General features: G+C 62.2%; 12 protein-coding genes and 1 pseudogene. 4 read left to right on the forward strand and 9 right to left on the reverse strand.

Going from position 1 to position 14,724, the window contains the following annotated elements:
* The 6 genes from EPL00_RS22815 to EPL00_RS22840 all read right to left on the reverse strand — a co-directional run.
* Nucleotides 1-1,322 (reverse strand): ABC transporter ATP-binding protein (locus EPL00_RS22815; protein ID WP_162224320.1); only part of this gene is annotated, 1,322 nt, incomplete at its 3' end.
* Complete coding sequence (locus EPL00_RS22820; protein WP_135855413.1) at nucleotides 1,319-2,377, reverse strand: ABC transporter ATP-binding protein; 1,059 nt, start codon at nucleotides 2,375-2,377, stop codon at nucleotides 1,319-1,321. The genes EPL00_RS22820 and EPL00_RS22815, both read right to left, overlap by 4 nt.
* On the reverse strand, nucleotides 2,374-3,537 hold the full coding sequence (locus tag EPL00_RS22825; RefSeq protein ID WP_135855412.1) for an ABC transporter permease: 1,164 nt from the start codon (nucleotides 3,535-3,537) through the stop codon (nucleotides 2,374-2,376). Before EPL00_RS22825 ends, EPL00_RS22820 begins: the two co-directional genes overlap by 4 nt.
* Before the next feature lie 2 nt (nucleotides 3,538-3,539).
* On the reverse strand, nucleotides 3,540-4,520 hold the full coding sequence (locus EPL00_RS22830; RefSeq protein WP_135855411.1) for an ABC transporter permease: 981 nt from the start codon (nucleotides 4,518-4,520) through the stop codon (nucleotides 3,540-3,542).
* 39 nt (nucleotides 4,521-4,559) lie between these two features.
* Nucleotides 4,560-6,215, reverse strand: coding sequence for an ABC transporter substrate-binding protein (locus EPL00_RS22835; RefSeq protein ID WP_238398299.1), 1,656 nt, complete (start codon nucleotides 6,213-6,215; stop codon nucleotides 4,560-4,562).
* 1,057 nt (nucleotides 6,216-7,272) lie between these two features.
* Nucleotides 7,273-8,367: a rhodanese-like domain-containing protein gene (locus tag EPL00_RS22840; RefSeq protein ID WP_135855409.1), complete on the reverse strand. Its 1,095-nt coding sequence runs from the start codon at nucleotides 8,365-8,367 to the stop codon at nucleotides 7,273-7,275.
* 196 nt (nucleotides 8,368-8,563) lie between these two features.
* Between EPL00_RS22840 and EPL00_RS22845 the strand changes: the two are divergent.
* The 4 genes and pseudogenes from EPL00_RS22845 to EPL00_RS22860 all read left to right on the forward strand — a co-directional run.
* Nucleotides 8,564-8,860: pseudogene (locus EPL00_RS22845) on the forward strand (AbrB/MazE/SpoVT family DNA-binding domain-containing protein); the annotation flags it as partial.
* Between the two features lie 77 nt (nucleotides 8,861-8,937).
* On the forward strand, nucleotides 8,938-9,378 hold the full coding sequence (locus EPL00_RS22850) for a PIN domain-containing protein (RefSeq protein ID WP_135855407.1): 441 nt from the start codon (nucleotides 8,938-8,940) through the stop codon (nucleotides 9,376-9,378).
* 113 nt (nucleotides 9,379-9,491) lie between these two features.
* Entirely contained in the window at nucleotides 9,492-10,058 is a 567-nt protein-coding gene (locus EPL00_RS22855; protein WP_135855406.1) for a DUF7437 domain-containing protein, read from the forward strand.
* Entirely contained in the window at nucleotides 10,058-10,597 is a 540-nt protein-coding gene (locus EPL00_RS22860; protein WP_135855405.1) for a hypothetical protein, read from the forward strand. Before EPL00_RS22855 ends, EPL00_RS22860 begins: the two co-directional genes overlap by 1 nt.
* Nucleotides 10,598-10,648: 51 nt before the next feature.
* On the opposite strand, the gene EPL00_RS22865 is transcribed toward EPL00_RS22860, so the two are convergent.
* From EPL00_RS22865 to EPL00_RS22875, 3 genes are read right to left on the reverse strand one after another with little or no spacing between them, the layout of a single operon-like run.
* Nucleotides 10,649-12,634 carry a hypothetical protein gene (locus EPL00_RS22865; RefSeq protein ID WP_135855404.1) on the reverse strand — a complete coding sequence of 662 codons (1,986 nt, stop codon included), beginning with the start codon at nucleotides 12,632-12,634 and terminating at the stop codon, nucleotides 10,649-10,651.
* Nucleotides 12,634-13,611, reverse strand: coding sequence for a glycosyltransferase (locus EPL00_RS22870; RefSeq protein WP_135855403.1), 978 nt, complete (start codon nucleotides 13,609-13,611; stop codon nucleotides 12,634-12,636). The genes EPL00_RS22865 and EPL00_RS22870 overlap by 1 nt, the downstream gene beginning before the upstream one ends.
* Nucleotides 13,608-14,723: a glycosyltransferase family 2 protein gene (locus EPL00_RS22875; protein ID WP_135855402.1), complete on the reverse strand. Its 1,116-nt coding sequence runs from the start codon at nucleotides 14,721-14,723 to the stop codon at nucleotides 13,608-13,610. Before EPL00_RS22875 ends, EPL00_RS22870 begins: the two co-directional genes overlap by 4 nt.
* Nucleotide 14,724 lies beyond the last annotated feature (1 nt).

Consider the following 14,724-nt stretch of genomic DNA (forward strand, 5'->3'; position numbering starts at 1 on the left):
TGTTTCGCATCTTCGTCCGATGTGTTGAGGTGGCACGCAGAGGCGTGGTCCGAATCGGACTCGATTAGCGACGGCTCGGACGTTTCGCAAGGCGTCTCGAACTCCCGAGCGAGCGACGCTTCGGCGTCCTCGAGATTCCCGTTGACGATCTTATCCAGTGCCTCCTCGAGTACCGATTCTGCGCTGGGGTCACCGAGCGACGACGGGATGTCGTGTTCGTTACGAAGCTCAGCTTTCATCGCTTCGGCCTCCTCCTTCGAGACCGATTCGTCGGCATCGAGGCCGACGAATTCCCGGAGTCCGTCGATGTCGATACCGTGGCGTTCGATCGAGACACGGAGGTCCATCACCGACCGCCACGCTTCCTGTTCGAAGTCGTATTCGTCCGGCTGGATGACTTCCGGGCACCGAGTGTAGAAGTTACACCCTTTCGGTGGGTTCGACGGGTTCGGAACGTCGCCACTGAGTCCTGCGTCGATACCTCTCTTCTCGATGTCGATCGTCGGAATCGCTTGCAGTAACGCTCGCGTGTACGGATGCTGGGGGTTCTCGAACAGCGTTTCCGTCTCGGCAATCTCGACGATTTTCCCGAGGTACATCACGGCAACTCTATCGCAGACTTCTCGAACGACGCTCAGGTCGTGGCTGATGAAGAGTATCGAGAGATCGAACTCGTCTTGAATGTCTTTCAGAAGCGTCAGTACTTCTGCTTGCACGCTCACGTCCAAGGCAGAGACCGGTTCGTCTGCAACGATGAGCCGAGGGTTCACGACGAGGGCACGGGCAAGTGCAACGCGCTGTTTTTGTCCACCGGAGAGTTCGTGCGGATAGCGGTTGGCGTCGCTCCCACTTAGCCCGACGCGCTCGAGCAGGTCGCGTGCGATCGCAAGTCGGCGCTTGCGCGGACCGACTCCATGAATCCGGAGTGGTTCGACGATGGACTCCCCGATAGACATTCTGGGGTCGAAGCTCGAATCCGGATTCTGGAAGATCATCTGGGCTTCCCGTCGGAACGCTTTGAGTTCCGTATCGCTGTACTCCGTGATATCCTCACCGTCGAACATCACCGACCCTTCCGTCGGCTCCTCGAGTCGAAGAATCGACTCCGCGGCTGTGGACTTCCCACAACCGGACTCACCGACGAGACCGACGGTCTCACCCTGCTTTACCTCGAACGAGATGCCGTCGACGGCTTTCACGCGACCGACTTCCTTACTGAGTATTCCCTTTTTGATGGGGAAGTGCTTTTTTAGCCCATCTACGTCGATGAGTGTTCGATCGGTACTCGGGTTCTGAGTACTATCGGATGACTGCGGGCTCATGTCTCGTGACCTCCATCAGCACGGGTGTCTCGTTGTGTATCGTTACGGTTGTCATGTGTTTCGAGTTCCACTTCGTCGTGTCTCGGGCCGTAGTAGATGCAGGACGCCCGATGGTCGGAGTCGTCGTCAACAGCGTACATCTCCGGTTGATCGTCTTTCGAACAGGCGTCTACGGCGTGCTCACATCGAGGATTGAACCGACAGCCCGCTGGCGGGTCCGTAACCGACGGGAGGGTTCCGTCGATCCGTTTCATCGAGGAGCCCCGACCCGGAAGGCACTCGATTAGCGCCTTCGTGTAGGGATGGGCGGGATTCTGGATGACATCCTCGACGCTCCCTTGTTCCATGATTTTACCCGAGTACATCACCACGACTCGGTCGGCGATTTCGGAGACGACTCCGAGGTCGTGCGTGACGAAGACGATACTCATCTCGTACTCCTCTTGGATGTCTTCGAGAAGATTGAGTATCTGTGCCTGAATCGTCACGTCGAGTGCGGTGGTCGGTTCGTCCGCGATGAGGAGGTCGGGGTCGCATGCAAGTGCCATTGCGATGAGCACTCGTTGTTTCATGCCGCCCGAGAACTCGTGTGGGTAATCGTCGACGCGACTGCTGGCTTCCGGAATTCCGGTTCTGTCCAAGAGGTCGATCACGCGGTCTCGAATTTCGTCTTTGGACAAGTCGTCGCGGTGAATCCGAAGTGACTCGCCGATCTGTCGGCCGACCTTGTAGACCGGGTTCAAGCCGTTCTGTGGGTTCTGGAAGATGTGGCTGATACGGTTTCCACGGATTTCCTGAAGTTGCTTGTCGGACATCGAGGTGAGGTCCTTTCCGTCGAACCTGACCGTCCCCTCGACGATTTCGCCGGGTGGCATGTCCAAGATTTTCGTGATCGACTCGCTCGTGACCGTTTTCCCGCTTCCGCTCTCGCCGACGATAGCGACGGTCTCACCGTGATCGACCTCGAAGCTAACGCCATCGACGGCGTACGCCGTCCCGTCGTCGGTGTGGAAGTGTGTTTTTAGGTCCTCGACGGTGAGTAGCGGACTCGTCACAGTCCACCACCTCCTTCGATCTCTTGACGGGGGTCCATTGCATCTCGCAGTGCTTCACCGACGTAGTAGAACGAGAGTACGGTGAAGAACAGGAAGATTCCGGGAATCGTCGAAATCCACCATGCCTGTTCGATGTTCGATTGCCCGTTGGAGATGGTGCGCCCCCACGAGAACGTGCTCGGGTCGCTGAAGCCGAGGAACGCGAGCGTGGCCTCTCCGAGGATGAAAGCCGGGATGAGAACCGACGCGCTGATGATGACGCTGTTCGCCGAGTTCGGGATGAGGTGGGCGCGAACGATGTACAGCATATTCGCACCCGAGGCACGTGCGGCCTTGATGTAGTCCTCGCTCGAACGCTGAAGCGCTTCACCACGAACTGTCCGTGCGATTCCTTCCCAGCCGAAGAATCCGTAGAGTGCGATGATCATCCAGAGTTCTCCGCCGAACAGATATATCAACAGCAACAGCAGGATGAACACCGGGAAGACCGACTGAATGTCCGTGTACCGCATGAGGAGTTCGTCCATCCAACCGATGTCCGTCGCCGTCGCCAGTGCCGCAACCGACCCGACGATGGAGCCGATGAACACGGCGATGATGGTCGAGATGAGACCGACTTCCATGCTGACTCGCATCCCGTAGACGACGAGTGCGAGGATACCTCGACCTTCCGCGGACGTTCCAAACGGATACTGCCACGTTCCAGTTTTCACGACACCATCGACCGTTGCAGTGATGCCGACCGGCGGGAGAATCCGGTTCGTGAATCGGACCTGCGGCGGATCGACGAAGATCGGGCCGAGGATGCCGATCACGAAGATGACGCCGAGGTACGCCAGAGCGACGACGGCGATTCTGTTCTTTTTGAAGCGCCGCCAGTAGAACTGTCGCATCCGTTTGTTCCTGTAGAGGGGGAGTCCGACGTGGAAGAACATCGCGACGAGCGTCCCCGCGAACAACCATTCCACGCTGAGAACGTCCCACTCTAAGATGAGGGGGCGTTCGTTCTCGACGATCGCGTAGTCGTAGGCGAACAGCGCCACTATCAGTAGGTAACACGCCAACTCGACGAGACCTTCTCTGGAGACGAGAGACGTAGAGACGTTCTGTGTCTCCCAGTCGATGTCCTCGAACGAGATGTCGTTGTTTTCAGTTGCCATGATTATCGTCCACTGTAGTCAATTCGCGGGTCCAAGAGGACGTACACGATGTCCTCGAGGAGGTTTCCGACGATGGCGATGAACACGGTGATGAGTGTCGTCGCCAGCACCAATGCGGTGTCCTGTTCGACGATGGCCGTGTACGTCATGTAGCCGAGGCCGGGAATCGCAAAGATTTGCTCGATGACGAGCGCCCCACCGAAGAATATCCCGAGCATGCGACTGACGAAACTCGTCGACAGCGGGACTGCAGCCATCCGGAGGACGTGCCAGATCATGAGCCGATAGTCGCTCGCGCCCTTCGCTTTAGCGACTTTCACGAACTCTTGGTTCATCTGTTCGAGCGCTTGCGCACGCGAGTACCGTGTCTGGAAGGCGAACGAAGCCGTGAGCAACACGATTATCGGCATTATCAGTTGCTTTATGTTCGCTATCGAGAACCACCCTTGCTGTCGGGGGATTCCGCTCTGATAGTACACTGGAAGGAAATCCAACTGGACTGCTAAAAGCATTATCAGTATGATAGCGAACCAGAAATTCGGGATGCTGATCCCGAAGAAGGCCACGAAGGAGGCACCGTAGTCTGCCTTCGTATACGGCTGGTACGCTGAGTACAACCCGAGCCCGTACCCGACGATGGTAGATATCACGATGACGGGAATGGTGTACTGTGCCGTGAACTTCCACGCGTCCAGTAGCGCCGGTATGACGTACTGTGACCGGGATTGAGACCAACCCCAGTTGAGCGTGGCGATGTTGATCATGTAGTTTTGGTACCTCTCCGTGATTGGTTTATCCAAGCCTCGCTTCTCTTGGAACTGCTCTTTACATTCCTGCGGATCCTCACCTGTCGCTGCGCAACTCGTCATCGCTCTCATCTGTTCTTGATTCGGCGATGCGGAGATCAATCCGAACGTCAAGGTGAGCGCGACCCACGTCGCAAACAGGGTAAACGCGAGGCGTTTAGCTATGTACCATTTCATGGCGTGCTGGTTAGCAAATTAATTAGTTGAACGTGTCAGCTACCGGCCGCTCGTTCCGTCCGAGAAGCGCATCTTCGCGCCCCAACGGTCCGTGTTCTTGTCCCAGTAGCTGTCAGGCGGGCTCTGACCGATGCCTTCCACGTTCTCACGGTACGCGTAGTAGTTGTACGGGTTGTACTCGAAGATGACCGGACGCTCCTCCGAGAGGTACGCGAGCATCTCTTGGATGGTGCCAGCCGCGGCTTCACGCGACTCGGCGGTCTGCGCTTCGTCACGCATGCTGGCTAAGTCCTTGTCCGGCGTGTACCCGTAGGCGTTGAAGTTTCCTTTCTCGCCGAACAGCGATTCGATCGTACTGGCTGGCGTCAGCGGGCCGTAGCTGAACCCGAGCGTGAGCATGAAGTCCCACGACTTCGAGGAGACCGCCTTGTCCCACGGGCCGCTGTTGTACGACGAGGGCTTTTCGCTACCGTCCTCGCCGAATCCGATTTTCTCGGAGTCCGAGACGCCTTCTGCAGGATTCGAGGCTTGGAAGTACGTGCCGAGCAGACTCGTCCACGAAGTCGTCTGCTGTTTCAGCTTGATACCGACCTCGCCGAGGCGCTTTTTCAGGTAGGACGCGCGGAGGTCGTCCAGCTCGTCGGACTGGTAGACGAGTTTGAGTTCGACTTGTTCGCCGTCCGGGCCGACGAAGGTGTCGCCGCTGTAGCCGTAATCGCTCGACGTGCCTTCCTTGAGGAGCTGTCTCGCCTTCTCGAGAGACCCGTCGAACGTGGTGGCCTCGTCCGGCGAGTACGTACCCCACGTCGGGTAGAGCGTGTTCTGCACTCCGGCGCGACCTTTGAGGATGTTTTTGACGATGAACTCGTTGTTGTAGATGTGAGCCATCGCGTGCCGGACTTTCTTGTTGCGAAGCTGGCTCCAGCCGTTCGCACGGTGGTTGATGCCGAGGTATCCGGACCACGAGCGGTACGGATTCTTGTAGAGTTTGAGATTGTCCTTCTCTTTGTAGGAGTTGACTTTCGTGGACGGGACGTACGCGGTGTCGATCTCGCCAGCTTCGAGTGCTTGCCGGGCGGTCTGTAACTTGTCGAAGTACTGGAAGTGGTACTCGTCGAAGAAGGGAGCCTCGGCGAACACGTCGGGGACGCGGTCGTCTTCTTTCGCCCACTTACGGAGGTAGTACTCGTCCGCTCGTTCGAACTCCATCACCGACTGTTGCGTCCAGTTCTTCAGGTCCCACGGACCGAGGTTCCCGTTGAACGTCGCCTTCATGATGGATTCGTCTTTTTCGAGACCCTCGGCGTCCTGATTCTTGACGTAGGGCTCCGCGAGTTCTTTCGGAATCGGGAACTGATAGCTGAGCGGCTCGTTGTACGGGAAGAACGGACGCGAGCTTGGAATCGTCTCTCGAATGGTGTACTTGTCCACCTTCTCGAACTGAATCGGCTCGTCCTCTTTGCCGACGTAGAACTCGTTCGTGTACGCGAAGCTCGCCCAGTCGGCCTTCCAGATGTTGTCGATACACCAGAGGAAGTCGTCGGCGGTCAGCTCACCGTATCCTTCGCCGAACTTCAGGTTCTCACGGAGTTTGATGTCGACTTGGTTGACCGGCTGTTCGACCTCGATGTCCTCGAACCAGAGGGGAAGGATGTTGTCGTACTCGGGACCCGTTCGAATGTAGCCGAGGTCCATGACCAATTCGGCACGGTCGGACGTTTCTCCGTCGCCGACACGGAAGACGTTGATTCCGTTCGTGGTGCTGTCCGTTCCGGTCTTGAATATTCCGCCAGATTGAATGTCTTCAGACGAGACCTGTTCGGTGGTCTCTTGGGAATTCGACCCGTCAGTCGTCGTTCCGTTGCCTTCGGTCGTCGTTCCCGGTGAGCCTCCGCTGCTACACCCGGCGAGACTAGCGGCCACTCCCGTCGCGCCCATGTATTTCATGAGACGGCGGCGACTGAGCGGACCGTCGCTACTTCGTTTCGTACTGCGTGGCTTTCGGTGTGAGTCGTTGCCAGACGGCATATCAAATGAATCTTATTGGGTGCATAAATATGCTATGATAACAGCTAGTCTATCATAGTAACTGGTCAACTAAATATATAAATATTAAATTTCGTGGCGTATAGTGTGCGTTAGCTAATCATCCCGGTCCGCATTTGGATGAAGTCCCCGATATTCGGATTTACGACTTGAAGGTTCTCTGTTCCGTATCGAACGACTCGCTCGGTCGTGAGCAGGTAGCGTTGGTCGTTTCGAGGACACTCCGGGAACGACCGGTTTTCGGTGCAATCGTCGTGGCCCGCCCGTTGTGTTTCGCTTCTCTGACTCTCGGAGGAGCGCGAGGAGTTCGCCGATGAATGTGACATCTCGGCGCGTCCCGTCGTCACCGGCGGAAACTGCTGACGAAGTAGCCCCACGCCGAATCTGGATATGAGTCCATGCTCGTGGTATGCTTCCCAAACGCGGGAGGTGTAGGAGAGGCTCACATCTAAACGTCGGTCACTGATTTCGATTGACCTCCTCCCGTGCCGAAAGACGTGGGAACCGTGCCAGCTACTTGACCAGCAGCTAAAGGCTCTGCGGAGGATTCTCGGGACTGGGTTCACTGTAACCCCTACCACGAGGCCGATAATGCCGCCGACGAATGCCGGAAGACCCTCTACTACCGAGACGATGACGACTTCTGCTTCGGAACTAGCAGTTTAGCCATCGGAGAATCGGGGGAACGTCTACCCGACCCCCGTTGTTAGAACTCGACCCCGAGAAACCGACCGAGGAGACTACTGCTGTCCGTCGTGTTCGAGGTTCCGTCGGGGTTCAGCGTCGAGTTGCTCGTCGTGTTGGACGAACCGTTCATCGTCGTCTCGTTCACGGTCGTCGTGGCGTCGGACGAGCGGTTCGCCGTCCCGTTGGTCGTACCGAAGTCGGCCGTGACTGTCGCCTCCGTGACCGACGAAAGTGACGCCGTAATTTCGTAGCTCGGCGTGCCGACCGTGACGGTGTCCGACTTCGAGACGCTCGCGGACGAGAACTCGACGGCGTACGAGCCGTCGTCGTCTATCTCCGCGCCCGCCACGTGGTCGGTCGCGCTGTTGTAGACGTAGGCGACGCCGCCCGCGTCGCTGGCGTCGGTCGTGCCCGTAATCGTCCACGTCTTCGCCATCGCTGAGACGCCCTTCCCGGCGGTCGGGTGGTCGGCGACCGTCCACGCTTGATAGCCGTTTTGCAGGGCGTAGACGTTCTCGTACCCCTCGTCGAGGAGGTTCGCGGCGCGCTTGACCGCGAGGTGGTGGGGGCAGTGACAGTACGCGATTATCGTGTCGGAGGTCGGCCAGTCGCCGGTCGGGTCGCCGTCGGCGCCGGTCGGCGACGGACTCCGGACCGCGCCGAGGACGTGGGAGACCTCGTAGCCGTACGTCGCTCTGGCGTCTAGCATCCGCGCTTCGCGGCGCGCGTAGAGGTTGTGCGCCACGTCGAGGGGAACCAGCGGCACGTCCACCGTCGAACCGCTCTCGGCTTCCTCCCTGCGGGTGGGCCACGAACTCGGGTCGAACTCCATCGCCGACGGCTGGTCTTCGAACTCCGGCGCGTAACCGTCGTCGGGGTTCGTGTCCTCGGGGTAGTCGTCGCTCTCGGTGGTCTCGTCGGCCGCCGTGGTCGTCTCTTTGCCCTCGGTCGTCGCGTTCCCGGTCGTCGTCTCGCCAGCGGTGGTCGTCGTCTCGCCTGCGGTCGTCGTTTCGGCTTCGGAGTCCGCACCGGATTGGCACCCGGCCAGCATCGCAGTCGCGGCCGTTCCGGCCGTCAGGAGGTAGCGCCGTCGGGTCGTAGGCTTCGAATCCATACCCGCGACTCCGACCCGAGGGCAGTTTATTATCGGCCGGATACGCGGTCGCATAGCAGGTCGATAGGTCCGCGTATCGGGTCGTTACTCCGAGTTCCGTCTCCTCGGTCGAACGCCGCTACGAAGCTCGTACTCGGTTCACTAGCGATTACGACGATAGCTTTAGTAATACTGGGAAACGTATGTACAACTAGCTATGTCGAGTAACTCTGAGAGTCCCGAAGTTGTACGCATCTCGCAGAAGGGACAGGCGACGATTCCGAAGGCGCTCCGTGAGAAGTTCGGTATCGAGACGCCCGGCGAGGTGTTCGTCTACGAGGAGGGCGACCGCATCGTCATCGAGCCAATCCCGTCGCTCGACGAACTTCACGGCATCCACGCGGGCGACCGGGAACCCGGCGAAGTACTCGAAGAAGTTCGGAGACGGAAAGACGAGGAGCGACGGCGCGAGCGCGAGCGCGTCGAGCGACTGCGCCCCCGTGACGGGGACGACGGTGACGCGAGCGCAGGCGACGGTGAAGCGAAGACGGGCGACGGCGAGGCAGGGACGGACGACGAGGATGGCGAGCGATGACCGACACCTACGTCTTCGACACCGAAGCTATCGTCGCGTTCCTCTACGGCGAACCCGGACACGAGACCGTCGCCGACCTGCTGGCCGACGTGTTCGACGGCGACGCCGAGGGGTATCTGGCGGAGGCGAACGCGAGCGAGGTGTTCTACCTCGTCGCTCGCTTCGAGGGGACCGACGACGACACGCCGACCGACGCGTCGCTCCGAACGGCGGACCGCGACGTTCGCGCCCTCGAACGACGCGGCCTGAACGTCGAGGGAGCCGACTGGCGACTCGCTGGCGAAATCAAAGCCGACGGCCACGTCTCGCTCGCGGACGCCCACGCCGTCGCGCTGGCGACCGACCGACAAGCGACACTGGTCGCCGGTGCCGACGACGATTTCGAGGAGCTTCCGGTCGCCGTGGACCTGCTCCGGTTTCGGGACCACGGCGTCTGAAAACGTAGTCCGTCCTCACGGCGTCGAACACTTCGTTCTCACGGCGTCGAACACGTCGGTCTGTCTCGGACGAGGACAACTTCTAATACCCAGTACATGGAACATGTACCGTAATGTCTACCGACGACCGACCAACGACTCCGTCCGACCCCGAGGAGACGTTCGAGGACCTCCTCACGTACGCCGAACTGCTGAACTCGCCCCGACTCGCTCGCCTCTACGTCTACGTCCTCCGGAACGGCCCGGTCGAAGTCGAGACGGTCAAGCGCGACCTCGATATGGCCCACTCGACGGCCTACAAGTACGTCGGACAGTTAGAGGAGATGGGACTCCTCGTGCGGCAGAACGCCGAGACACCGGCGACGGTCACCGTCGAGCCGATTCGCCTTCGTCTCGAAACGGACCGCGGCAACGTCGTCGCGACGCCCGCGCTGGTCGACGCCATCGGTCGCCAACTGGACGACGACGACATTCACGTGTTCGTCGAGCGACAGGGCGTCGCCAAACTGGCCGCCGCGCTCCACTACACGCTCCGAATCGTGGCGGGCGAACTCACCCAGCGGACCGCGGCGGACGAACTCGGCGTCCACCCCGTCGAAGGAATGACCGTCTTCACCGCGTTGGAGAACGTGGTTGAGGAGGCCCCGGCGTACGACCCGTATTTGGAGTTCCCCAAATAATGTCGGGCGAGCGGATTCCGAGCGGTAGCACCGCCGTCATTGACACGAGCGTCCTGTTCGCGATGGGCGGGCCGTCGAACGAGAAGTATCGGGCCTTCGAACGGTTCGTCCGCTGGCGGAACGTCACGGTCGCGGTCCCCGAGCGGGTGGCCGAGGAGTTGGGCGAGAGTCCGGGCGCGTACGCCTACCAGCGCGACCGCCTCCGGGCGGCCCGCGACGCCGGGTGGCTCGAACCCGCCCGAGTCGATTTCTCGACGCCGCGCGTTCCGGAGGTCGTGGACACGACGCGCGAGCGAATGGCGAACCTCTCGGCCGACGACGTTTCCGAGGACCGAATCGAGAAGACCGACACCGTTCTGGCCGGACTCGCGTATCAGTTCGTCGCCGACGGCGCGACTCACGTCGCGGTACTCGTGAGCGATACGGTCGCCGAACGCGCCATCGCGGACGCCCTCGCCGCGGTCGGCGTCGGCGACCGAACTGCGGTCGTCGAAGGCAGGGACTTTCTGGACGAACTCGTCACCGACGACTTCGAGTGACGGGGCGGTCCGGTGCGACCCCGTGCGGTCGCGCCGGGGTCCGACCTGACCTCACGGCGTCGAACACATCGCCACGTCGCCGTTGACGTACACCTCGCCGGTGTCCGGGCCGCAGAGCCGCGACTGGGGGATATCCCGAATCGTCCCCGACCCGTTCTCGCCGGTCAGGAAGAACGACGCGCCGTCGCGTTGGTAGTCGCGGTAGACCACGATTTCGTGGTCCACCGGCCGACTCTCGTTGACGATGGCGGGCGCGGCGGGGTAGCTCCTCGTTCTGGTGAACACCGTCTGATAGGGGTGGTCGGTGTGCAGAATCTGGCGACCGGTCAGGCTGTCGCGGTCGGGCGAACCGGTCATCGCGCCGATGGTGTCCACGGCGTCGAGTTCCTGCTCGGTGTAGCTGAGTCGTTCGCGTTCGCCCGCGAACACCGGAGCGTCCACGGTTCCGTTGCTCGACATCACCATCACGCTCGGGAACACGAGCGCGAGGAGAACCGCGAACGCGACGAAGGCTCGCGCGTCGAGCGACCGCGAGAGGTAGCCCAAGCCGACCACGCCGAGAATCGCCATCGGCGCGTACATGAACGCGATCCACCGCTGAGGAACGAAGTTGTCGATGCCGAACATCGGCAGACCGAGGACGAACACCAGCATGACCGCCGTCGAGACCAGCAGGGTGAACGTCGCCTGCGAGGCGCGCTTGCGGTGGACGACGTAGAGACACCCGACGAACGTCAGGAGCATGAACAGCAGAAAGCCCGTCGTGTCGATGTAGAGCGCGATTTCTTGGACGAGTGTCGGCGCGCCACTGCTCGCCGCGCCGCCCCCGCCGGACGCGGCGCTCGTGCCGCCGACCAGATTCAGGAAGCCAGCGCCCGACCGGAGCGTCTCCAGCAGGTAGCTCAACACGAGCGAGAGGAACGGCTGGTCGGCCCCCGCGTAGGGCGTGAACGACCACATGAACAGGGTGAACCCCGCGTCGAAGACGAGGAGACCCAGAATCTTGACCGTCTTCTCGCCGCCGAAGGGGTCGAAGACGCTCGCCGACCCCGCGAAGGGGCCGTACTCGACCAGCAGTCGGGCCACCAGCGCCGACCCGAGCAGGACGAGCATGATGAACGTCGAGACCTGATGGGTGAGGATGAGCGCCACCGAGACCACCGCCAACAGCAGGAAGTCCCGGAGGCGGTTGTCCACGCGCATCAGGCGCACCACCATGAACGCGAGACCGAGGAACAGGTACAGGCCCATGCTCGTCGGGATGACGTGGATGCCCCACTCGATGGGGTAGTCGGCGACGGCGTACAGCGCGGCCGCGAGGACCGCCCACCGCTCGCCGACCAGCAGGTTCGCCGTCGAGAAGACGAACAGCGACGCGAACGGGACGAGTAGCCCAACCGAGAGGTGGAGCGCGACGCGGAGCGACGAGTCGTACAACAGCGAACTCGCCACGACGTAGAGGTGGTAGAACGGCGCGGCGAAGTGCTTGTTGTCGTTTATCGCGTTCAGCGTCCCCTCGGTCAGGATGGCGTCGGCCAGCCGCGGGATGTGGGTGTAGAGGTCGATGCCGACGAACCCCGGATTCACGTACAGCGCCGGGAGCCGAATCGCGGCCGCCAGCACGACGACCTGCGCCAACAGCCAGTTGCGACTGTAGGCTCGCTCGCTGGCGAACAGCACCTGTCCGAGGACCAGCGTCCCGAGGAGGCCCGCGATGTCGTAGAACAGTATCGAGCGTTCGCCTGCCCGAACCGCGACGACGACCAGCGCGGCAGAGCCGACGAAGACGAGGCTCGGCAGGACGGCCGAGACGCGGGCCGGAAGTCGCGGGAGGGCGTGGTCGTCACGCGTGCGACTCCGAACCCCGACGAGGTAGAGGAGACACGCCGCGCCGAGGACGACGGGAATCGTCTCGATGTATATCTGGTCGGCGAAGAACCGGAGCGGGAACAGCGCGGCCGCCAGCAGGACGCCGAGTCCCGCCAACGCGTTGTCGATGCGGAGGTCGCGGAGGACGCCGCCCAACTGCGTTGACATCAGGTGACACCTCCGCCGTCGGGTCGCCGGACCGTCCCGGCCGACGCGCTCGCGTCGCTTCCCGACAGCACGCGCTCGTAGACCGCCCGAAGGCGCTCGCCGGTCGCCGCTAACTGCCACTCCTCGGGGAGCGTCGGCGATTCGGCGGGCGATTCCGAGGAGTCGCTCGCCGAGTCCGCGAGAGCGCGGTCGAGTTCCCGGACCAGTTCGTCGTCGGATTCACAGACCGCGACACCGGGCACGTCGCCGACGAACCCCACGTCAGTCGAGACGGTCGGCACGCCGCAGGCCGCCGCCTCCTTGACCACCATCGGGCCGCTCTCGCGCCGCGAGGTCACGAGGAGGGCGTCGCTGGCGTTCAGGTAGTGGGGCATCTCGTCGTAGGGTGCCCCGGTGACGGTCCGGAGGTCCGCCTCGGCGTCCGCCCGCTCGACCACGCGCTCGGCGCGCGAAAAGTCCTTCTCGGGGCGCTCCGGGGCGTATGGAAAGAGGACGACGATTTCGTCTGCGTCCCACTCGACTCGCTCGCGGGCCGCGTCCCGCGGAATCGGCCGGAAGCGGTCGGTGTCGATGCCGAACGGGACGCGGGTGTAGGGTCGCCCGAGCGCGTCGGCCATCCGGCGACTCGGTAGAATCGTCGCGTCGGCGAGGTCGGAGGCGTACCTGCTCAACTGGCGAATCCACTCGCGGTCGCCCATCAGGTCGGTGCCCCAGAAGGTGACGACGACCGGGCGTTTCGGGAGCGCCAGCGCGAACGGCGCGGTCAGCCCGTAGTTCGCGTGGACGAGGTCGTGGTCGTCCAGCGCCCGCAGGACCTCGGGGTAGAACCGGGCGTACTCGGCCGCGGTCCGCGGTTCGTCGGGATGGTGACTCCCCGGCACCTCACAGACCGTGGACTCGACGCCCGCCGCTTCGAGCGCGGCGACCTGCTGGTCGAAGAAGGGGCGGCGCTCCGTGACTAACTGGAGGACCTTCACTCGACGCGCACCTCCTTGTCGCGGTTCGCGCGCATGTCGAGGGTCATCGCGGTCAGCAGGGCGAGACAGCCGACCGGGAGCAGTATCGCGCCCGCGACGCTCTGCGTGGGACTGCTACCGTCGTCCGAGCAGAGCGCCGCCAGTCCCGCAATCGCGCTAGCGCCGACCGTCACGACGCCGAGGAGGTAGAACAGCGCCAGCGGGTGGAAGTCCCGGACCAGATACTTGGTGTGGAGTCGCCAGACGAACCGGTTCAGCAGGAGCGACGACAGCTTCGGGACGAACGACGAGTACTCGATACTGCTTGTCTCGTCGCCGTACACCGCGGGCATCGGCACGTCCGCGACCGTGTAGCCGCGGGCGTTGAGTTTGACCAGCACGTCGTTGCAGAACCCGTAGTCCTGATAGAACTCGTCGGGACCGAGCGTTTCGAGCGCGTCGGCCGAGATGGCGGTGTAGCCGTTCTGCGGGTCCATCGTCTTCCAGTAGCCGCTGGCGATTTTGGTGAGGAAGGTCAGCGACCAGTTGCCCAACAGCCGCCAGTCGGACATCCCCTCGCGGAACTCCGATTCGAGGAGCCGGTTGCCCTTCGCGTACGCCGCGTCGCCCTCGACCACGGGGTCCAAGAGCCGCGGGAGTTCGTCGGGGTCCATCTGGGCGTCGCCGTTCATGACCGCGATTACGTCCACGTCGTCGTCCAGCGCCTGCGCGTAACCTGTCGTGACCGCGCCGCCGACGCCCCGATTTTCCTCGTGGCGAATCGGCACGACGCGCTCGCCGACGACTCCGCCGTCGGCTTTGGCCGGACCGTCGGCTTTGGCTGAACTGTCAGCTCCGGCCGCGCCGTCGGCGACCTCCGGGCCGCGCTCGCCCGCCGCACTTTCGTCGGCGTCGGCGTCGGTTTCAGCTCCCGCTTCCTCTGCGTCCCGCCGAACGCGCTCGTTTTCGCGCTCGGCGGCCCGCTGGACGTGTTCCCACGTGTCGTCGGTCGAGCAGTCGTCCACGACGTAGATTCGGTCCACGAACTCGGGGGTCGTCGCCACGACGGTCCCGACCAGTTCCGACTCGTTGTACGCCGGGACGACGACGCCGACTCGCGTGTTTCGGTACATC

It is taken from the genome of Halorussus salinus, assembly GCF_004765815.2.
Taxonomy (GTDB): domain Archaea; phylum Halobacteriota; class Halobacteria; order Halobacteriales; family Haladaptataceae; genus Halorussus; species Halorussus salinus.